This is a genomic window from Bradyrhizobium guangzhouense (genome assembly GCF_004114955.1).
GTDB classification, from domain to species: domain Bacteria; phylum Pseudomonadota; class Alphaproteobacteria; order Rhizobiales; family Xanthobacteraceae; genus Bradyrhizobium; species Bradyrhizobium guangzhouense.
Map to the genome: position 1 here is coordinate 6,971,606 of NZ_CP030053.1, position 20,724 is coordinate 6,992,329.

Annotated in this window: 20 protein-coding genes; 14 read left to right on the plus strand and 6 right to left on the minus strand. The window is 64.6% G+C overall.

All coding sequences use genetic code 11. The annotated features are described in order from the left end of the window. Together XH91_RS33215 and XH91_RS33220 are read right to left on the minus strand one after the other, a co-directional pair. The gene (locus tag XH91_RS33215; protein WP_128954518.1) at positions 1-1,140 is read right to left on the minus strand and encodes an acyl-CoA dehydrogenase family protein; all 1,140 of its coding nucleotides are present in this window, start codon (positions 1,138-1,140) and stop codon (positions 1-3) included. Between the two features lie 127 nt (positions 1,141-1,267). Continuing rightward, on the minus strand, positions 1,268-2,467 hold the full coding sequence (locus tag XH91_RS33220; RefSeq protein ID WP_164933550.1) for an acyl-CoA dehydrogenase family protein: 1,200 nt from the start codon (positions 2,465-2,467) through the stop codon (positions 1,268-1,270). Between the two features lie 130 nt (positions 2,468-2,597). Between XH91_RS33220 and XH91_RS33225 the strand changes: the two genes are divergently transcribed. Both XH91_RS33225 and XH91_RS33230 read left to right on the plus strand, forming a co-directional pair. Further along, entirely contained in the window at positions 2,598-3,143 is a 546-nt protein-coding gene (locus XH91_RS33225) for a carboxymuconolactone decarboxylase family protein (protein ID WP_128954520.1), read from the plus strand. A gap of 91 nt (positions 3,144-3,234) precedes the next feature. Further along, a complete protein-coding gene (locus tag XH91_RS33230) occupies positions 3,235-3,729 on the plus strand; it encodes a VOC family protein (RefSeq protein WP_128954521.1) in 495 nt (164 codons plus the stop codon). A 131-nt stretch (positions 3,730-3,860) separates the two neighbouring features. Here XH91_RS33230 and XH91_RS33235 read toward each other — a convergent pair whose 3' ends face one another. Then, positions 3,861-5,099 (minus strand): MFS transporter, encoded by a 1,239-nt coding sequence (locus XH91_RS33235; protein WP_128954522.1) that lies wholly within the window; start codon positions 5,097-5,099, stop codon positions 3,861-3,863. A 142-nt stretch (positions 5,100-5,241) separates the two neighbouring features. Beyond that, complete coding sequence (locus XH91_RS33240) at positions 5,242-6,489, minus strand: MFS transporter (RefSeq protein ID WP_128954523.1); 1,248 nt, start codon at positions 6,487-6,489, stop codon at positions 5,242-5,244. Between the two features lie 198 nt (positions 6,490-6,687). Here XH91_RS33240 and XH91_RS33245 point away from each other — a divergent pair, with 198 nt between their 5' ends. After that, the gene (locus tag XH91_RS33245) at positions 6,688-8,757 is read left to right on the plus strand and encodes a prolyl oligopeptidase family serine peptidase (RefSeq protein WP_128954524.1); all 2,070 of its coding nucleotides are present in this window, start codon (positions 6,688-6,690) and stop codon (positions 8,755-8,757) included. Positions 8,758-8,768: 11 nt separating this feature from the next. On the opposite strand, the gene XH91_RS33250 is transcribed toward XH91_RS33245, so the two are convergent. Next, on the minus strand, positions 8,769-9,443 hold the full coding sequence (locus XH91_RS33250; RefSeq protein ID WP_128954525.1) for a DUF938 domain-containing protein: 675 nt from the start codon (positions 9,441-9,443) through the stop codon (positions 8,769-8,771). A 236-nt stretch (positions 9,444-9,679) separates the two neighbouring features. Here XH91_RS33250 and soxX point away from each other — a divergent pair, with 236 nt between their 5' ends. The 11 genes from soxX (at position 9,680) to XH91_RS33305 (ending at position 19,207) form a co-directional block, all read left to right on the plus strand. Next, complete coding sequence (soxX, locus tag XH91_RS33255) at positions 9,680-10,036, plus strand: sulfur oxidation c-type cytochrome SoxX (protein WP_128954526.1); 357 nt, start codon at positions 9,680-9,682, stop codon at positions 10,034-10,036. Between the two features lie 22 nt (positions 10,037-10,058). Further along, a complete protein-coding gene (soxY, locus tag XH91_RS33260) occupies positions 10,059-10,544 on the plus strand; it encodes a thiosulfate oxidation carrier protein SoxY (protein ID WP_128954527.1) in 486 nt (161 codons plus the stop codon). Between the two features lie 12 nt (positions 10,545-10,556). Continuing rightward, positions 10,557-10,868 carry a thiosulfate oxidation carrier complex protein SoxZ gene (gene soxZ, locus XH91_RS33265; protein ID WP_128954528.1) on the plus strand — a complete coding sequence of 104 codons (312 nt, stop codon included), beginning with the start codon at positions 10,557-10,559 and terminating at the stop codon, positions 10,866-10,868. Next, entirely contained in the window at positions 10,868-11,731 is an 864-nt protein-coding gene (gene soxA, locus XH91_RS33270; RefSeq protein WP_164933551.1) for a sulfur oxidation c-type cytochrome SoxA, read from the plus strand. The genes soxZ and soxA overlap by 1 nt, the downstream gene beginning before the upstream one ends. An 8-nt stretch (positions 11,732-11,739) precedes the next feature. After that, a complete protein-coding gene (locus XH91_RS33275; RefSeq protein ID WP_128955072.1) occupies positions 11,740-12,045 on the plus strand; it encodes a hypothetical protein in 306 nt (101 codons plus the stop codon). Positions 12,046-12,150: 105 nt separating this feature from the next. Further along, entirely contained in the window at positions 12,151-13,896 is a 1,746-nt protein-coding gene (gene soxB / locus XH91_RS33280) for a thiosulfohydrolase SoxB (RefSeq protein ID WP_128954530.1), read from the plus strand. A gap of 2 nt (positions 13,897-13,898) precedes the next feature. Then, positions 13,899-14,357: a DsrE family protein gene (locus tag XH91_RS33285; protein WP_128954531.1), complete on the plus strand. Its 459-nt coding sequence runs from the start codon at positions 13,899-13,901 to the stop codon at positions 14,355-14,357. Between the two features lie 277 nt (positions 14,358-14,634). Next, complete coding sequence (locus XH91_RS33290; RefSeq protein WP_128954532.1) at positions 14,635-15,675, plus strand: MBL fold metallo-hydrolase; 1,041 nt, start codon at positions 14,635-14,637, stop codon at positions 15,673-15,675. A gap of 89 nt (positions 15,676-15,764) precedes the next feature. After that, positions 15,765-15,926 carry a hypothetical protein gene (locus tag XH91_RS33295; RefSeq protein ID WP_164933552.1) on the plus strand — a complete coding sequence of 54 codons (162 nt, stop codon included), beginning with the start codon at positions 15,765-15,767 and terminating at the stop codon, positions 15,924-15,926. Between the two features lie 148 nt (positions 15,927-16,074). Next, positions 16,075-17,283, plus strand: a complete 1,209-nt coding sequence (locus XH91_RS33300) for an MFS transporter (protein WP_128954534.1) — start codon at positions 16,075-16,077, stop codon at positions 17,281-17,283. Positions 17,284-17,491: 208 nt separating this feature from the next. Further along, on the plus strand, positions 17,492-19,207 hold the full coding sequence (locus tag XH91_RS33305; protein ID WP_128954535.1) for an N-acyl-D-amino-acid deacylase family protein: 1,716 nt from the start codon (positions 17,492-17,494) through the stop codon (positions 19,205-19,207). 110 nt (positions 19,208-19,317) lie between these two features. Here XH91_RS33305 and XH91_RS33310 read toward each other — a convergent pair whose 3' ends face one another. Then, positions 19,318-20,655: an MFS transporter gene (locus XH91_RS33310; RefSeq protein WP_128954536.1), complete on the minus strand. Its 1,338-nt coding sequence runs from the start codon at positions 20,653-20,655 to the stop codon at positions 19,318-19,320. Positions 20,656-20,724 lie beyond the last annotated feature (69 nt).

A 20,724-nucleotide genomic window follows, 5' to 3' on the forward strand; every position in this document is an offset into this window, starting at 1 on the left:
TCAATACCCCCGCGCGCGCGCCAGCTGCTCGGTGTGGTAGTTGGAATCCCCGAACAGCTCCTCGCAGACCCGCGCGCGCTTCATGAAGAAGCCGATGTCGAACTGGTCGGTCATGCCCATGCCGCCGTGCATCTGCACGCCCTCCTGCACCGCGCGGGTGGCGGTCGTGCCGGCCTTGGCCTTGGCGACGGCGACGGCTGAAGCGGCCTTGGCGACGTCGACATCCAGCGCCTGCAGCGCTTTCATGGTGGCGGCGCGGGTGATCTCGATGTCGACATAGAGCTCGGCGGCGCGATGCTGCAGCGCCTGAAATTCGCCGATCAGCTTGCCGAACTGCTTTCGGTTCTTGAGGTACTCGACGGTGCGGTTGAAGACTTCATCGCTGAGACCGACCATTTCGGCAGCGACCGCGCCACGACCGACGTCGAGCACACCGTCGAGCAGCGCCGCGCCCTGGTCGACCTCGCCGAGCACGCTGTCGGCATTGACCTCGACATTCGCAAGCTCGATCCGCGCCGCATTGTGCGCGTCCACCATGATGGTGCGCTCGATCGACACGCCCTTGGCCTTGGGATTGACCAGGAACAGCGTCAAGCCATCGCGCTCGCCGGCGCTACCTGCCGTGCGCGCGGCGACGATGAAGAGATCGGCGACGTGGCCGTCGACGACAAGAGCCTTGGCGCCGGACAGTTTGAAACCATTGCCGGCACGGACGGCCTGCAAGGCGGTCTGGAGCGGCCGGTGCTTGGCGCCCTCGTCGATTGCGAGCGTCGCGAGCAGCGAGCCGTTGGAAATTTTCGGCAGATATTCCGCCTTCTGCGCGGCGTTGCCGCCGCGGCTCAGCGCCGAGGCTGCGACCACGGAGGTGGCGAGGAACGGTGACGGCATCAGGGTGCGGCCGATTTCCTCCATCACGACTCCGGCCTCCATATAGCCGAGCCCGCTGCCGCCGAATTCTTCCGGCACGAGCAGGCCGGCAAAGCCCATCTCGGCGAAGGAATGCCAGAGCTCCCTGGAGAAGCCGGCGGGATCCTTGCTGTCGCGCAAGGCGCGCAGGTGCGACACCGGCGCCTTGTCGCTGATCAGCCCGCGCGCGGAATCGCGGAGCATTGATTGTTCTTCGGTGAGGACGAGGGCCATGTGTCTAGGTCTCTGGTATCGCGTGGAATGCATGTTGTTGCTGTCATTCCGGGGCACGCGAAGCGTGAACCCGGAAGCCCGAGGTTCCGGGTTCGATGCTACGCATCGCCCCGGAACGACGGCGGAGTTACGCCCCCGGCAAATCCAGGATGCGCTTGGCGACGATGCCGAGCATGACCTCGGTGGTGCCGCCCTCGATCGAGTTGGCCTTGGTGCGCAGCCAGGCGCGCGGGCGGGCGCCCTGCTTCGAGCGTTCGCTCTCCCATTCCAGCGCGTCGACGCCGCCGGCCGACATCAGGATCTCGTAGCGGCGCTTGTTGAGCTCGGTGCCGTAATATTTCATCGCCGAGGAGAACGCCGGATGCGCCTGGCCGGCCTTGGCGAGATCGACCGCGCGCTCGGCGCAGGCCGCCAGCGCAGCCTCATCGACGTCGAAGGTCGCGATCCGGCCACGCAGCATCGCATCATCGAGCTTGCCTTGCGCGTCCGCGCCGACGCTGTCGGCTGCGATCTGGCCGAGCGGACGGCCGACGCCGCGCTCGCCCATTCCCGAGATCATCGCGCGCTCATGCTGCAGCAGATATTTTGCGACGTCCCAGCCGCGATTGACGGTGCCGACCACATGCGACTTCGGCACGCGGACGCCGTCGAAGAAGGTCTCGCAGAACGGCGAATAGCCGGAGATCAATAGGATCGGCTTGGTCGTCACGCCTTTCGATGTCATGTCGAACAGGATGAAGCTGATGCCGTCGTGCTTCTTGGCGGTGGGATCGGTGCGCACGAGGCAGAAGATCCAGTCGGCGTAGTTGGCGTAGGAGGTCCAGATCTTCGACCCGGTGATGACGAAATCGTCGCCGTCGCTCTCGGCGCGGGTCTGCAGCGAGGCGAGATCGGAGCCGGCGTTCGGCTCGGAATAGCCCTGGCACCAGCGGATCAGGCCCGCAGCGATTTTTGGAAGATGCTCCTTCTTCTGCGTCTCGTTGCCATATTTCAGCAGCGCCGGCCCAAGCATCCAGATGCCGAAGCTCGACAGCGGCGGGCGCGCGCCCATTTTGGCCATCTCGGAGCGCAGCACCTTGTGCTCGGCGGCGCTCAAGCCCCCGCCGCCATATTCCCGAGGCCAGTCAGGCACGGTCCAGCCCTTGTCGCGCATGCGCTCGAACCAGACGCGCTGCGGCTCGGAGGAGAATTTTGCGTTACGCCCGCCCCAGAACACGTCGGCATCACCAGTCGCGGGCTTGCGCATCTCCGGCGGGCAATTCGCTTCCAGCCATGCGCGCGTCTCGGCGCGGAATTGTTCGAGTTCGGCGGTGTCACTCTCGCTCATGGTCGTTTCCATCATCAAAACTTGTTGGGCGCGACTCTGGGCCAAGCCCTCGCGGAATTCAACCACTTCCATGGCTGATGTCGGCTATAGTCGCGGCGCGATGGTGCTTGAAAACAAAGAGGAAACGCGAATGCGCTTAAAGCTTCTTTCGCCTGGCGAAATGAACGAGAGCCAACGGCAGACCTATGACGAGTCGATCGCCGGCAAACGCGGCAAGCCGCCGGCGCCGATGATGGCCTGGCTCAACAGCCCCGACATGGCCCGTCACGCCACGCGGCTCGGCGAAGTGTTGCGCTACGACACGATGTTTCCGGCAAAACTTTCGGAGATCGCGATCCTGGTGACGGCGCGGCATTGGACCGCGCATTACGAATGGTACGCGCACAAGCGGCTCGCGCTCGCGGGCGGCATGAAGCCCGAGATCATCGACGCTATCCGCGATCGCCGCACGCCCGATTTCGACGAACCCATGGGAAAGATGATCTACGACCTCGCGAAGTCGCTGCATGAGGGCCACGGCGTCGAGAAAGGTCTCTACGACGAAGCGGTGAGGCTGCTCAGCGAACGCGGCGTCGTCGAGGTGATCGGGCTGTGCGGCTATTACACGATGGTATCGATGACGCTGAACACGTTCGAGTTCGAGCTGCCGGAGGGCGAGGTGCCGGAGCTGACCTGAGTCTCGCATCTGGAAACGCTGGGTTTCGGGATCAGCGAGTGGCGCAGTCCCGGTGCCCGGCTTAAGTGGGGTTGAGACACGGAGCAGCCACATGTCGCAAACATCACCCGTCGCCGCCGGCACCCGCATCGGCCACGTCCACCTCAAGGTCGCCGATCTCGATCGCGCGCTCGGCTTCTATTGCGGGGTGCTCGGCTTCGAGCTGATGCAACGCATGGGCTCGGGCGCCGCCTTCATCTCCGCCGGCGGCTATCATCACCACATCGGGCTCAACACCTGGGAAAGCAAGGGCGGCTCGCCGCCGCCGCCAGGCACCACCGGCCTGTTTCACACGGCGATCCTCTATCCGACCCGACCGGCGCTGGCGGATGCGCTGCACCGGGTGCTGACATCAGGCATCGCGCTTGACGGCGCGAGCGATCATGGCGTGTCCGAGGCGCTGTATTTGCGCGATCCGGACCAGAACGGCGTCGAGCTGTATTGGGACAAGCCGCGGGAGCAATGGCCGACAGGCCCGGATGGGAAGCTCGCGATGTTTACCAAGCGGCTGGATGTGGAAGCGTTGTTGAAGCAGCGGGAGAGTTGAGAGCCTCCACTCTCTCCTCGTCATTGCGAGCGCAGCGAAGCAATCCAGGCTGCCGCCGCGGAGGCAGTCTGGATTGCTTCGTCGCAAGGGCTCCTCGCAATGACGGAGTGCGTTGAGGCGGCGTTGCGTCTCTACGCAACTTTCGCCCGCGGCTTCTCTCGCACCATGATCAACGCCGCGGCCATTACTTCCAGCGCAATGCAGAGATAGAACGGCAGCGCGTAGCCGCCGGACCAATCGCGCAAGAAGCCGACGACGCCGGGGCCGAACGCGTAGGTCACCTGGTTGATCGCGGTGTTGAGGCTGATCAGCACGCCGAATGAAGCGCTGTCGAATTCCTGCTGCACGATCAGCGACGGCAGCGTGATGAGATTGCCGACGGAGAAGCCGAACACGGCGCAGGCGGCGATCAGCACATAGTCACCGTGCAGGTTGATGACCACGCACAGTGCGGCCGCCTGGCTGAGGAACGACAGTGCCGAGGCCAGCCGCTGGTCGAGCCGGTCGATCACCATCGAGAACAGGACACGGCCGATCACCGCCATCGCGGTGAGCACCGCGACCGCCATTGCGGCGCGTTCGCGCCCGATCGCGGGATCGAGGAACGAGATCAAGTGCACGATGAAGCCGACTTGCGCGAACAGCACCAGCGCGAACGCAATCGTCACCGTGAGGAAGCCGACATCGCGCAGCGCTTGCTTGCGAATCTGCGTCGATGATTGCGGCCTCGCTTTTGCCGCCCCGTGCCAGCCATGAAGATCGGGCGGCTTGCCGACAACCAGCAGCATCACGGGCACGAGGAGCACCAGCATGGCGCCCGCCGCGGCATACATCGCATTGGCAAAGCCGGTATGGCTGATCAACGTCACCAGCAGCGGCACGCCGACGATGCCACCGAAACTGGCGCCGTTCAGCGCCAGGCTGATCGCCATGCCGCGCTTGTGGTCGAACCACAGGCTGATCGTGTTGGTGATCATGGCGAGACTGGTGCCGGCCCAGCCGAAGGCGAGCACCGCATCCGCAAGATAAAGCTGCCAGGGCTCGCGCACCGCGCCGACCGCGACGCCAGCTGCCGCCATCGCCAGCGTGCCTGATATCAGGCAGAGGCGCGGGCCATACTTCCGGACGGCCTCGCCGACAAAGACGACCAGCAGCGCGCCGAACAGGTAGAAGAACGTCGTGCCCGACGAGACCAGCGAGGTCGGCCAGCCCCTTGCGCGCTGCAGCTCGGCGACATAGACGCTCTGGCCGTAGAAGCCGAGTCCCCAACCGAAGGTCGCGAGCAGGAAGCAGACCGCGACGATGCGCCAGCCTTCGTAGCGGAGCGATGTTTCGTCGACTGGCACGGTGGTGTGGGGATTGTCGAGCATTTGCGCTTCTCCTTCGCGTCCCCCGCGTTGTGATCGTCTGTCCATGACGACCATCATGTATCGATGTGGAAGCAGAAAATCACTTCGACCTGGATCGAAGTATCGACGTTGCTGACAGCCTCCTGCCAATCGGATGTCACAGTCAGATCGCGTCCGGGAACTCGCCCATAGCGGCCTCGAGCCGGGCCTTGCGGCGGCGGGCCCAGGACGCCGCCGAGAGCGCGATCAGGCCGATCGCAACCGGCGGGAACACCACCATGTTCACCGCGGACCAGCCGTAATTCGCGAGCAGCTGGCCCGAGGAGAACGAGCCGATCGCCATCATCCCGAACACCAGGAAATCGTTGAAGGCCTGCACCTTGTTGCGCTCCTGCGGCCGGTGCGTCTCCAGCACCAGGGCGGAGGCGCCGATGAAGGAGAAATTCCAGCCGACGCCGAGCACGATCAGCGTCGCCCAGAAATGCATCGCGGTGATGCCTGATAGCCCGATGCTGGCGGCGCCCGCTTCGAGCAGCAGACCGATGGCAACGATCCTGGGTGCGCCTAGGCGGGAGATCAGCGCGCCGGTGAAGAAGCTCGGCCCGTACATGGCGACGATGTGCCATTGAATGCCGAAATTGGAGTCGGACAGGCTGAGGCCGCACATCTTCATCGCGAGCGGCGCCGAGGTCATCACCAGATTCATCATGGGATAGGCGATGACGCCGCACAGCGCCGCCGCGATGAAGCGCGGCTGGCTCACGATGGTGAGCAGCGGCCGTCCGCCGTGCAGATCGGCCGGCGCGGGCTTGGGCATATCGACACCGGCGACGATGCCCATCGCGACAAGCGCGACCGCCGCCTGCACCAGGAAGCTGAAGGCGAACAGATAGGGCGACCAGACGTCCATGGTCCATTGCACCAGCTGCGGACCGAGCACGCCGGCGAACACGCCCCCCGCCATCACCCACGACACGGCCTTGGGCCGATAGCCCGAGCTGGCGCCGTCGGCCGCGGCGAAACGATAGGATTGCGCCACGGAGCCGTAGAGGCCACCGAGGAAGGTCGCGAGACAAAACAGCGCGAACGAGCCATGCAGGATCGCAAACGAGCCGGTGAGACCGGTGAGCGCGCCGAGGCCTGTACCGATGACGAAGGCCCAGCGGCGGCCGAAGCGGCGCGAGATCGCGCCTGTCGGCAGCGTGCCGGCGGCAAGCCCCACGACGTACATCGAGAGCGGCACGGTTGCGAGCGACATGTCGGGCGCGAGCGTGGCGCCGACGATCGAGCCGGTGGCGAAGATCACGGCCGAATTGGCGCCGGTCAGGGCCTGCGCCGCGGCAAGGCGCACCACGTTGCCACGCACGCGGGCGTCGTCGGCGATCTCATTGGCAGTAGTCACGTCTAGCATCGGCGTTTTCGCCCAAGGCCGTATTTATATGGGGTGCTGATTCCCGGCACTATGGAGGGGCCGAAAGAGCCGGGCAACCGCCGCAAACGGGCGCAGGCCATGCCTCCGGCGCAATTGGGCCGATGATACCGGCCCGCGCTCTTGACGGCTTGCGCTCGATCAAATCCTATCCGCCGCGATTTTTGGGGAGTTTCGTTCATGTCCGCCAGTGACAGGCCTACGCCCAGCGCGCCCGACGACGATCCCTGGCTCTGGCTGGAAGAAATCGACGGCGCCCGCGCGCTCGATTTCGTCGAGCGGCAGAATCGGGCGACGCTGCAGCAATTCGGCGGCGCGGCGTTCGAACGCGATCGCGACCTGCTTGCGGCGATCTACGACCGATCGGACAACATTCCCTATGTCAGCCGTCGCGACGGCTTTCTCTACAATCTCTGGAAAGACGCCGCGAACCCGCGCGGCCTGTGGCGGCGGACCACGCTCGCGGAGTTTCGCAAGGCCGAACCGGCCTGGGAGATCTTGCTCGACATCGACCAGCTCGCCGCATCGGAAGGCGCGGACTGGCTGTTCGGCGGAGCATCCACCCGGATCGGAAGCACGCGGGTCATCCTGAGCCTGTCGCGCGGCGGCAGCGATGCCGTCACCTTGCGCGAATTCGACATCGCGACGAAGCAATTCGTCGCTGATGGCTTCGTCCTGCCGGAAGCCAAGAGCGGCGTCGATTGGGTCGATACCGATACGCTGCTGCTGTCGAGCGCGCTCGGCGAGGGCATGGCGACAAATTCCGGCTACGCGAGAACCGTGCGGCTGTGGCGACGCGGGACCGGTGTCGAGCAAGCGCCCGTGATCTTCGAGACGACCGCCGACCATATGCGGGCCTACACCTATGTCGACGACACGGCGGCAACACCGCGCGTCTGGTTCATCGATCAATCGGACTTCTTCAATTTCAGCTCCTCGCTCGGCACCGCATCCGGTGCAACCACGAAGCTCGACCTGCCCAGCAACATCTGGATGCAGGTCCATGGCGACTGGCTTTCGGTCAAGCCACGCCAGACCTGGTCGATCGCGGGACATAGCTATGCCGCCGATGCGATGCTCGGCATGTCGCTCTCCGCATTCCTGGCGGGAGGCCGCGATTTCACGGTGTTGTTCGAGCCCGGGCCGCGGCGGGCGTTGCAGGGCTTCTTCTGGAGCGGCGGCAAGCTCGTGCTGTCGATCCTCGACGAATTGCGGCCCGTCTTCGAAATCTGCACGCCATCGGCGTCAAGCTGGAGCAAACGGCGGCTGCAGGGGTTACCCAATATCGGCGTCGTCGATGTCTGGAGCCTCGACCGCCACGAATCCCAAAGCAATGGCGACCTGCTCGCCAATGTGCAGGACCCGCTGACGTCGCCGGCATTGATGCTGATCGAGCGCGGCGTCGGAAGCCCTGACGTGCTCAAGCAGGCGCCGAAGATTTTCAACGCCGAGGGCCTCGTGGTGACACAGCACGAGGCCATCTCTGTCGACGGCGAGCGCATTCCCTATGTGCAGACCGGCCCCGCTGGGGAGACCGGCGACGCGCCTGTCTATATGAGCGCCTATGGCGGCTTCGGTCTCGCCGTGAAGCCGGAATACAATTCGTCGCTCGGCAAGCTCTGGCTGGAGCGCGGCGGCACGATTGTGCAGGCGAATTTGCGCGGCGGCGGCGAGTTCGGCACCCGCTGGCACGATGCCGGCCGCTACGCCGGCAAGAAGCTGTCGCATGACGATTTCGCCGCCGTTGCCGCCGATCTCGTCCGCCGCGGTGTGACCACGCCGAAGCGTATCGCCGCGCAGGGCGGATCGAATGGCGGCATCCTCATCACCAACATGCTGGTGCGCTACCCCGAGCGGTTCGGCGCGCTGTTCTGCACCATCCCGCTGATCGACATGCGCCGCTACACCAAGCTGCTCGCGGGCGCGAGCTGGATTGCCGAATATGGCGACCCCGACAAAGCCGAGGAGTGGGAGTGGCTGAAGACCTACTCCGCCTATCACAACGCAGAGCCAGGTCGGTCCTATCCGCCGATCCTGATTGCGACGACCCGCCGCGACGACCGCGTCCACCCCGGCCACGCGCGCAAGATGGCCGCAAAGCTCCAGGCGATGGGCTACGAGGCCTGGTTCTACGAGCCCGCCGCCGGCGGCCATGGCTACGGCAAGGACAACAAGGAGCGCGCCGGCTTCCAGGTGCTCGGCTTCCAGTTCTTGAAGGAGAAGATCGGGTGGAGGGATGGCGAGGCCTGACGGCCTCGCGCTTACCCGCGCGCAAACACCAGCGTCAGATTGTTCGCCGGCATCTCGATCGTATCGATCAGATCAAGGCCCGCACCACGCGCCAGCGTCTCGACATCACCGATGTCGCGGACGCCCCATTCGGGATTACCTTCGCGGAGCGACGTATCGAACACCGCGTTGCTGAGCGCAGTGTGCTTGCCGCCGCGCTTGAACGGGCCATAGAGGAACAGCTGGCCATCGGGCCGCAGATAGCGCCCGGCGCCCGCGAACAGGCCCTCGGCCACGGTCCAGGGCGCTATGTGAATGACATTGGCGCAGAACACGGCCGCGAGATCGTTCGGCCCCTGCCCGCTCTTCATTTCCGGACACCAGCCGGGATCGGACAGATCGATCCGCAGGGGGCTGCGGATGTTGGTCAGGCCCGAATGCACGCGCCAGGCCTCGATGCTCTTCACATGGCGCTGATTGAGGTCGCTCGGCCACCAGACGAGGTCAGGCGTGTGGCGGGCGAAATGGACCACGTGCTGGCCGGTTCCACTGCCGACCTCGACGACGTCGCCCGACCGCCCAGCGAGGTGCTTTTCGAGCGCCGCCCAGAGCGGCTCGTGATTGCGATGGAAGGCTGGGGCATCGAGACGGCCGTCCGACTCGACCCGCCCGCCATCCCTGCCAAATTCAACGACATATTCAGCCAATTCATGTCCCCGGAAAATGAGAAAGCAGTCGAAAACCCCAGCAAGGACCAAACGCCCCGAACAAATCGCCGGTTAAATCCGGCCTGATGAACGATCTATCTCTTCAGTTGCAATGCGGAAGATATTAACGCCATTTTGCGGCCTGCATAGTCTTGATTGTCAGGGCATGTCCTTTGTGCTTTGAGCACTATATTTCTCCGGACGAGACCCTTGAAATAATGCTTCGGAACGACGCCGTGACCGCCCTTCCTCGCAAGCCCGCCCTGCTTCTCGCGCTGGTCGTCCTCACCGGCCTCGCCGCACGCCCGGCGTGGGCGCAATCGACCGTCAGCGAGGGCCAAAAGCTCGCTTTCGACCGCGGCAAGGGCAATTGCCTGACCTGCCACGTCATCAAGGGCGGCGATTTGCCCGGCACGATCGGCCCCGAGCTGAAGGATCTCAGGGCAAAATACCCCGACCGCAACGAGCTGGTTGCGATCCTGTTCGACGAGACCAAACGAAACCCGCAGACCATGATGCCGCCGTTCGGCCGCAACCGCATCCTGACGGAGCAGGAGATCAACGCGATCGTTGATTTCCTGCAGACGCTGTAACGGCCGGCCAAGGAGACCCGACATGACGACGCATACCGGCGCTCATCCGACGCGACGCCTGATCCTGCAGGGCGCGGCTTCGGTCGCGCTGATCGGCCTCGGCAATCTCGCATTCGCCCCCGCGCACGCCGCGGCCAATGACAAATACCCGGAAGAGGCGTTCAAGCTGAAGAACGAGGCGGATGCGATCAAGGCGCTCTATGGCAGGGCCGCCGAGCCGTCCGACAAGGTCAAGCTCGACGCGCCCGAGATCGCCGAGAATGGCGGCGTGGTGCCGATGTCGGTGACGACGACGCTGGACAAGGTCACCTCGATCTCGTTCTTCGTCGCAGAGAACCCGTTCGCGCTGGCGGCGTCCTACAAGTTTCCCGAGGGCACGATTCCCGCTGTCGCCAACCGGCTGAAGATGGCGAAGACCAGCAACGTGACCGCGATCGTGGAAGCCGATGGCAAGCTCTACAGCGCGACCAAGGAAGTGAAGGTCACCGTCGGCGGCTGCGGCGGCTAAAGGAGATCAGAGATGGCATCCAGCATTCGCGTCCGCGCAACGTCCAACGGCGATATCACCGAGGTGCAGACGTTGATCCAGCACCCCATGGACACCGGCCTGGTCAAGGACGCCAAGGGGGAGTTGATCCCTGCGCATTACATCCAGGAACTGAAGTTCGCATGTAACGGCAAGGACGTCTTCGTCGCCAATTGGGGCACCGCGATCTCCAAGGATCCCTATGTGAAGTTCAGCTTCAAGGGCGCCAAGAAGGGCGACGACCTCACGATCTCCTGGACCGACAACAAGGGCGGCTCCGACCAGACCACCGCGAAGATCGCGTGATGAAGGCTGGCTCCGCCCTCCTGCTGTCTTCGCTGAGCGCCGCGATCGTCGCGCTCGCGCTTACTGCGACCTCAGTGGTCGCGGCCGACAAGGTCGATCCCGCCGCCGACGCCAAGGCGTTCCAGACCTTCTTCTTCCAGAAGTTTCCAACCGTGAAGCACGAGGATTTCGTCAACGGTCCTTATTCCCTGAACGAGGACATGAAGCGGCAGTGGCTGGAGAAGGAAGAATTTCCCCCTTACGAGTTCGCGCTCGACGCCGGCAAGGAGATGTTTGCGACGCCGTTCAAGAACGGCAAGACCTATGCCGACTGCTTCCCGAACGGTGGCCTCGGCATTCGCCAGAACTATCCTTATTTCGACACCAAGGAAGGCAAGGTCGTCACGCTGGAGCTCGCGCTCAACCGCTGCCGCGAGGCCAATGGCGAGACGCCCTACTCCTACGTCAAGGACGAGATGGCCTCGCTGACGGCGTACATGGCCTTCACCTCGCGCGGCAAGCCGATGGACATCAAGATTCCCGATGATCCGCGCGCCTTGGAGGCTTTCGAGAACGGCAAGCGCTATTTCTACACCCGCCGCGGTCAACTGAACTTCTCCTGTGCGAGCTGCCATGTGCAGAGCCCGGGCCAGCGCATCCGCGCCGAGGTGCTGGCGCCCGCGCTCGGCATCCTCAACGCGATGCCGATCTACCGCTCCGAGTGGAGCGGCATGGGCACGATCAGTCGCCGCTTCATCACCTGCAACAGCCAGACCCGCGCGGTTCCGCTGGAGCCGCAGTCGGACGAATACCGCGACGTCGAATATTTCCTGTCCTACGTCGCCAACGGCCTGCCGATATCGGGTCCAGGGGCGCGACCATGAGCGCGGCCATGAAGCGAACACTTACCTTGACCATGTTGCTGACCTTGAGCCTCGCGCCATCGGCGCGCGCGGCAAATGAAGCAGATTACAAGGCGGCCTACGCCGCCGCGGAGGCAGCATCCAAGGAGGCCGCCGGCATGCGCAACCAGTGGACCACGACCGTCTCGACGCTGGCAGCCGCCAAAAAAGCGGGCGACGGCGGCAATTTCGACGGCGCCGTGGCTGCAGCCAAGGAGGCCGAGGCGCTGGCGAAGGCTTCGGTCTTCCAGGCAACCTCCGAAAAAGACGCCTGGAAGGCGATGGAAATCCGCTAAACTCAAATCCAGCTATTTTTTGAGCATGATCTTGCCGGAGAACCGCTACACACTTTTCCGGGTCATGCTCGCGGAACTGCCGAGAACCGGCGCGGAGAATGTGTGATGGCGATCCGCCGCCGCGAATTCCTGAAGAGCTCAGCAATTGCTGCCGCATCGCTTGCCTTGCCGCGGTTCGCCCGCGGTGCCGAGACCGCCAGCATCTACGACATCGAGCGCTTCGGTAACGCGCGGATCCTGCACACCACCGACACGCATGCGCAGCTCAATCCGGTTTATTTCCGCGAGCCCAGCATCAACATCGGCATTGGCGAGATGGCGGGGCGACCGCCGCATCTGGTCGGCCGCGCGTTCCTGGAGCACTTCGGAATCCGGCCCGACAGCGCGGATGCCTATGCCTTCACCTCGGTCGAGTTCGAGAAATCCGCCGGCCGGTTCGGGAAGCTCGGCGGCTTCGCTCATCTGAAGACGCTGATCGACCGCTTGCGCAACGATGTCGGCGAAAAGCGCGCCATGCTGGTCGACGGCGGTGATCTCTGGCAGGGCACGGGCCTTGCCAACGTCATGCAGGGCCGCGACATGGTGGAGGTCGCCAACCTGCTCGGCATCGAGGCGATGACCGGGCATTGGGAGTTCACCTATGGCGAGCAGGCGCTGCGCGACAATCTCGAGCACTTCAAAGGCGAGTTTCTGGCGCAGAACGTCTTCCTGACCGAGGAGGCCGCGTTCAACGACGCCCCGGCCTTCGACAAGGCGACGGGGCGCGTGTTCAAGCCGTCAATCATCAAGGAGCTCGGTGGCCATCGCGTCGCCGTCATCGGCCAGGCCTTTCCTTACGTGCCGATCGCGCATCCCAAGCGGTTCACGCCGGACTGGACCTTTGGCATCCGCGAGGAGGAGCTGCAGAAGCATGTCGATGCCTTGCGCGGCGCCGACAAGGTCGACGCGGTGATCCTGCTGTCGCACAACGGCATGGACGTCGACCTCAAGCTCGCAAGCCGTGTGAGCGGCATCGACGTCATCCTCGGCGGCCACACCCATGATGCCGTGCCGCAGCCGATTGCGGTGAAGAATGCCGGCGGCACCACACTCGTCACCAATGCCGGCTCCAACGGGAAATTTCTTGCCGTGCTCGATCTCGCGCTCGACAAGGGCAAGATCGGCGACGTCAGATATCATCTGCTGCCGGTTTATTCCGAGCTGTTGAAGCCCGATCCAGCGATGGCCGAGCTGATCGGAAAGCTGCGCGCGCCACATGTCACCGACTGGTCGGAAAAGGTCGCAACGCCGGACCGGCTGCTTTATCGTCGTGACAATTTCGCCGGCCCCATCGACCAGCTGATCTGCACCGCGCTGCGCACCGAACTCGATGCCGAGATCGCACTGTCGCCGGGCTTCCGCTGGGGCATCACCGCGCTATCAGGCCAGCCGATCACGATGGAAGACGTGCTCGCCGAGACCGCGATCACCTATCCCGAAACCTATGTGCAGGAGATGACGGGCGCGGAGATCAAGGACGTGCTGGAAGACGTCTGCGACAATCTCTTCAATGCCGATCCCTACCATCAGCAGGGCGGCGACATGGTGCGCGCCGGCGGGCTCAGCTATACCTGTAGCCCCAACAACGCGATTGGCAGCCGCATCTCCGAGCTGAAGCTCGACAATGGCAGGGCGATCAGCGCCGGCAGACACTACAAGGTCGCGGGCTGGGCCTCGGTCAACGGCCAGCAGGGCGCGCCGGTGTGGGACGTCGTTGGCAAATATCTGCGCTCGGGCCGGATGTTCCAGGAGAAGCTCGGAAGCGGCGTCACGCTCAAGGGCGTGGACGGCAATCCGGGCATCGCAGGATAGCGATGATGCGGTCGCAAATTGTTCGCGCGATCATGCTGGTGCTGCTCGCCTGGGCCGCGGCGCCAGCCGCGTTTGCACAAGAGGTGCCGCTACAGGACAAGCCGTTCGCCGAGCACAAGATCGTGCTGCAGCTCTCCGACGCCGATGCCAGGAAGCAAGCGCTGGTGCTGAGCGTCGCCAACAATCTGCTGAAGGCCTATGATCCCGACAAGATTGCGGTCGAAGTCGTCACCTTCGGCCCCGGCATCGATCTGCTGCTGGCAGGCAGCGAGCGCCGCAAGCAGGTGGAAAGCCTGATCGCGCAGGGCGTGCGCTTCGACATCTGCCTCAACACCGTCGACACGATCGAGCGCGAAACGGGCAAACGGCCCGAGTTCATCCCGGCGGCGACGCCGGTGCAGGTGGGCGTGGGGCAGATCCTGTTTCTGGCGGAGAATGGGTACACGGTGGTGAGGCCTTAGGGGGCGCCCCAGACAGCGTTGTGGAACGTCATCGCCGCATACTCGCTGTCATTCCCCGCGTAGGCGGGGAATCCAGTACGCCGCAGCCCCTCCGTACCCCTCGCCGTCTCTGGAATACTGGATCGCCCGCCTTCGCGGGCGATGACAGCAGTGGGTGGGGCCGCCATCGCGCCACGATTAAAATCTTCTAAAATTTCTTCCCCGCGCAGTGAATTACTTCTCCTTCTACCCTCCGGCGTAGTAGAATTCTCGAAATCACTCCACGCCGGGTCCTGCCATGATCTTCCGCCAGCTCTTCGACAGCGTTTCGGGAACCTACAGCTATCTCCTGGCCAGCCGCCCCGGCGGCGAGGCGCTGATCCTCGATCCCGTGCTGGAAAAGGTCGATCGCTACTGCCAATTGTTGCGCGAGCTCGATCTCAAGCTGGTCAAGGCGGTCGACACCCATCTGCATGCCGACCATGTCACCGGTCTCGGCGAGCTGCGCGACCGCACCCATTGCGTGACCGTGATGGGTGACCAGACCAAGGCCGACGTGGTGGCGATGCGCGTCGCCGACGGCGACAAGGTGACGATCGAAGGTCTCGCGCTCGACGTGATGTACACGCCTGGCCATACCGACGATTCCTATTCCTACCTGATGGGCGACCGCGTCTTCACCGGCGATACGCTTTTGATCCGCGGCACCGGCCGCACCGATTTTCAGAACGGCTCGTCGCGCGCGCAGTACGATTCGATTTTCAATCGCCTGCTGAAGCTGCCTGACGAGACGATGGTGTTCCCGGCGCACGACTACAAGGGTGACACCGTCTCCACCATCGGCGAGGAGAGGCGCTACAATCCCAGGCTCCAGGTGCGTTCGGTCGACGAATATATCGAGCTGATGGCCAATTTGAAGCTGCCCAATCCGAAGATGATGGACGTGGCGGTGCCCGCCAACATGCGCGTCGGCCTGCATCAGGAAGAGCTCGAGAAAGAAGGCCGCGCGCTCAGCGCCGTCGAGGCGATCCGCTCGCTGCATCGGCCCGACATCCTGCTGGTGGATCTGCGCGAGACCAACGAGCGGATCAAGCACGGCATGCTCGAAGGCGCGCTGCACACGCCCTATCCTGGCATCGAGGAGAGCCTCAAGCCAGGCGGCATGCTGCGCGAGGTCGCGGCCGCGACGGGGCGCCGCGTCGTGTTCTTCTGCGCGTTCGGCGAGCGCTCGGCGATGGCGGTTACTGCTGCCAAGGAGGCCGGCCTCTCCAACACCGCCCATATCGCCGGCGGCATCGATGCCTGGAAGAAGGCGGGCGGACCGGTGGTGCAAGCCTGACGACAGCGCCGCAGGCCCTTGAGATAGGTCAGGAACCGCATAGATTTCACGCTTAGAAGCGGATGACGCATCACCATCCGGGACCAGCCATGGCCAAACCAGCCAAACCTAGCGAACCGCCGCAGACCAAGGCCGCAGCCGACAAGGCGAAGCAGCCACCGCCGCCGCGCGACACCGATGACGATTACGAAGACGGCGACATCGCCACGCCGAAGCGTGATCGCTACGGGAGTGATGACGAGCCGTTGTGAGGCTCTCCGCCGTCGTCCTGGCGAAAGCCAGGACGGCATTCGTGGTCCTTCACACCACCCGCACTACCTGCCATGCGCCTGCGTTCATGGACAAATAACCTGATGCCCCGATAGTTTGCACTCTCTTGGGGAGTGAAACGGAACTGCAATGGTCGACGTTCTCGCCGCACCGCAGCAAGGCAAGGCGGACAGCGCGCTGCGCACGCTGACCGGGATTTCGATCGCGCATTGGGTCAGCCATTTTCATCTGCTGGTCCTGCCGATGCTGTTCCCGTTCCTGAAGGTTCGGCTCGGCGTCGGCTATGTCGAGCTCGGCTTCGCGCTCACGGTGTCTGCCGTGGTCTCCGGGCTGACGCAGGCGCCGACCGGCTATCTCGTCGACCATTTTGGCGCGCGCAAGATCTTGCTCGGCGGACTGACCCTCGGCGGCCTCGCGCTCATCATGCTCGGCCTGCATCTGAGCTACGCCTCGCTGATCGCCTGCGCCGTGCTGCTCGGGCTCGCCAACAGCGTCTATCATCCGGCCGACTACGCAATCCTCGCCGAGCACATGGACGAGGCGCGGATGGGCCGCGCGTTTTCGGTGCACACTTTTGCCGGCTATTTTGGTGGCGCGGTTGCGCCGGCGATCGTCGCAGCACTGATCACGGTGTCCGGCGGCGTCGGCGCGCTGCTCGCCTCGGGCGCGATCGGCGTGCTGGTGGCGGTGCTGCTGGTTGTCATGGCCATTCCCGATGCCGGCGCGCACAAGACCAGGCCCGGCAACGCGGATGCTCCGAAGCAGGCGATCATCACGCCGGCGCTGATCACGCTGACCGCGCTGTTCATGCTGCTCAGCCTGTCGGTGGCCGGCATCAACAATTTTGGCGTGGTCGCGCTGATGAGCGGCTACGGCGCGACGTATTCGGTTGCGAACGTCGCGCTGACCGCGTTCCTCGGGTCCAGCGCCGTGGGCGTGCTCGCCGGCGGCTTCCTCGCCGACCACACCGAGCGTCACGGCTATGTGGCCGCCGCCTGCTTTGCGGCCAATGCCGTCATCGTGCTGCTGATCGCGTTGGTGACGCTGCCGGGCTGGGCGCTCACCGCCACGATGGCTACCGCGGGCTTCCTCTCGGGCGTGATCGCGCCGTCGCGGGACATGCTGGTGCGCAATGCCGCACCTCCCGGTGCAGCGGGGCGCGCTTTCGGCATCGTCTCCACCGGCTTCAATCTCGGCGGCATCGTCTCACCGCTGCTGTTCGGCTGGATCATGGACCAGAGCGCGCCGCACTGGGTGTTCGGGGCGTCGGTGATCTTCATGCTGGCGACGGTGGTGCTGTCGCCGTTCACCGAGCGGAAGACGCAAGCCGGGGCGTAGCCACAAGTTCAACTGTCGTCCTGGCGAAAGCCAGGACCCATTACCTCGGGGAGTCGTCGTGCGAAGCTGGTCACTCCGGGTCTTCGCCAAACGTCTCCCGGTGGTTACGGGTCCCGGATCTGCGCGCGCTTAGGGCGCGCTTGTCCGGGACGACGAGCCGATAGAGTCAGAGCACAACAACAAACAAGACAAAACGGGAAGAAACACCATGAGCACCCCCGATCTCGTGATCCGCGGCGGCACCGTTGCGGACGGCCATGGCGGCGCGCTGTTCGAGGCCGATGTTGCCATCGCCGGCGGCAGGATCAGCGAGGTCGGCAAGGTCGCGTCCAAGGGCAAAGAAGAGATCGACGCGCGCGGAAAGCTCGTCACGCCGGGCTTCGTCGACGTGCACACGCATTACGACGGCCAGGTGACCTGGAGCCAGGACATCACGCCGTCCTCGCAGAACGGCGTCACCACCGCGATCATGGGCAATTGCGGCGTCGGCTTTGCACCATGCAAGCCCGCCGATCACACCCGCCTGATCCAGCTGATGGAAGGCGTCGAGGACATTCCCGAGCCGGTGCTCAGCGCCGGCATTCCCTGGGCCTGGGAGAGCTTTCCCGACTACATGGACTGGCTGAGCAAGCGCGAATTCGACATCGATGTCGGCGCGCAGCTGCCGCATGCGGCGCTGCGTGTCTACGTCATGGGCGAGCGCGGCGCGCGCCGCGATCCCTCGACGGCGGAAGACAATGCGGCGATGGCCAAGCTCGCGGGCGAGGCGGTACGGTCCGGCGCGCTCGGCTTCTCGACCTCGCGTACGCTGAACCACCGCACCTCGACCGGCGACTTCACGCCGACGCTGAAAGCGGGCGAGGACGAGCTCACCGCAATTGCGGCCGCGATGCACAGCCAGGGCCGCAGCGTGCTGCAATTCGTGCTCGATCTCTCCACCATCCAGGAAGACCTGCCGATGATGCTGCGGGTGGCCGACAGCACGAAATGCCCGATCTCGTTCTCGATCACGCAGAACGACAGATCGCCCAACCGCTGGCGCCAGACGCTGGATGAAATCAATGCGGCCGCGAAACGCGGCCTCTCCGTCACGGCGCAGATCGCGGCGCGCCCGATCGGCCTCCTGCTCGGGCTCGAGCTGTCGCGCAATCCGTTCCAGACTCATCCGAGCTACAGGAGAATCGCGCATCTGCCGCTCGGGGAGAGGCTGGCACGACTGCGTCAGGCTGACGTGCACAAGGCAATCCTGAGCGAGACGGCGACGTCGACCGACGATCCGCTGTTCTTCCGGCCCAACTATGACAAGATGTTCCTGCTCGGCGATCCCCCCGATTACGAGCAGCCGCCGGAGAATGCGCTCGGCCCGCAGGCACGCAAGCAGGGTCGCCAGCCGGAGGAGCTCGCTTACGACGCGATGCTCTCGGACGGGGGCCGCGGCATGCTCTACGTGCCGTTCCTCAATTATTCCGACGGCAATCTCGACGCGACGCGCGAGATGCTGATCGACCCGCAATCGGTGCCTGGCCTCTCCGACGGCGGCGCCCATTGCGGCATCATCTGCGATGCCAGCTTCCCGACCTATCTGCTGACGCACTGGACGCGCGACCGCAAGCGCGGCGAGAAGCTGACGATCCCCTTCGTGGTCGCGGCGCAGTCGCGCAAGACGGCGCTGTCGGTCGGTCTAACCGATCGCGGGCTGATCGCGCCGGGCTACAAGGCCGACATCAACGTGATCGACTACGACCGGCTGCATCTGCATCCGCCGAAGGTGCACTATGATCTGCCGGTCGGGGGACGCAGGCTGCTGCAGGACGTCGACGGCTATGACGCCACGATCGTGTCGGGCGTGGTGACGCGGCGGCAGGGCGAGGCCACCGGGCGACGGCCGGGGAAGCTGATTCGGGGCGCGCAGGGGATGAATTAGCGGAGGCTGCATGTGAGGCGCGATAGCCGCGCCTCATTCTCAGTGTCGCCCCGGCGCAGGCCGGGACGACAGCTGGAGGTGTAGCTGGCAGCGTCTATCCAACCCGCCCCTTACGTCGGCGACACTGCGCGCTTCAGCGGCGCCGTCTGCGCCGCGGCACCCCGCGTCAGCCTGGCCTTTTCCGTGTTCGGCCAGAGCAGCAGCAGGCCGACCACACCGGAGCCGATCATGATCACCGCGTTGATGGTAAATCCGGTCATGTAGCCATCGATCATGCTGCCGGCGCGCTCGATCACCTTGCCCATCACGTAGGGCGCGATGATGCCCGAGAGCGTGTAGAGCGCGCCATAGATCGCGAGGATGGCGCCGCGCTGCGAGGCCGGGGTGAACTCGCCGAGCATCGGCGGGCAGACGACGTAGATCGCGCCGCAGAGACCGGAACCGACCACCAGCAGCGCGATCTGCAAGCCCGCGCCCTGCATGTGCGGCATCGTTGTGAGAATGAGGCCCCCGATGATCAGCGGCACCGAGCCCAGCACGCCACGCGACATGCGCGTGGTGTAGCCGCGCACCATCATCACCTGCGAGATCCAGCCGGTCAGAATCACGATGGTGGCGCCGAACACCCAGGGCAGGATCGAGACCCAGCCGGCGGCGCTCTGCGAGTAGCCAAGTCCCTTGACGATGAAGGACGTAAACCAGGTGAGTCCGAGCGACAGCGCCCAATAGGCGCCGAAGGTCGCGATCACGCAGCCGAGGAAAGTGCGCGAGGTGAGAAGCCGGATGTAGGGAATTTTCGGCTCACTGACGGCGAGCGTCTGCGTGTCCTCGAGCGGGCCTTCCTTGCCCAGCGCCAGCCAGGCGCAGACCCAGATCAGCCCGACCACGCCGAGCGCCCCAAAGGCATAGTGCCAGGAGTGATTGACGATGATCCAGTTCAGCGCCGGCACGGCCAGGATGACGCCGAAGGCCGAGCCTTGCGTCAGGACCGCGGTCGGCAGCGTCCGCTTCTCGTCCGGGAACCACTTGTAGATCGCGTGCGTCGCGACAGAAGCCGCCGGACCTTCGCCCGCACCGAGCGCGATGCGGCAGATCAACAGCGTCGTGAAGCTGACGGTGCCGACCATCGGAAACTGCGCCAGCGCCCAGATCACGGCGAGCGTCAGCAGCACATAGCGCGTCGCCACCTTGTTGACGAGGAAGCCGACCACGATGGCCGAGATCGAGAACAGGAAGAAGAACGAGGAGCCGAGCAGGCCGAACTGCGCAGGCTCGAGCTTCAGGTCGGTCATGATCGGCACGCCGGCGAGGCCGACGACGATCTTGTCCGCGAAGTTCACCACCATCAGGAGAAAGAGGAGAAAAGTGACGGTCCAGGCGCCCTCCGGCGTTGCCGTGGATCCCCCTGCCGTCTTAGCCGCCGCGGACGGCGTTCCCTGAGCGCTCATCATTCTCCCCGTATGTCTTTTTGTCGGCACTTTTTGATTTGGCCGTCTTGGGAGCTAACAACGGCTTGA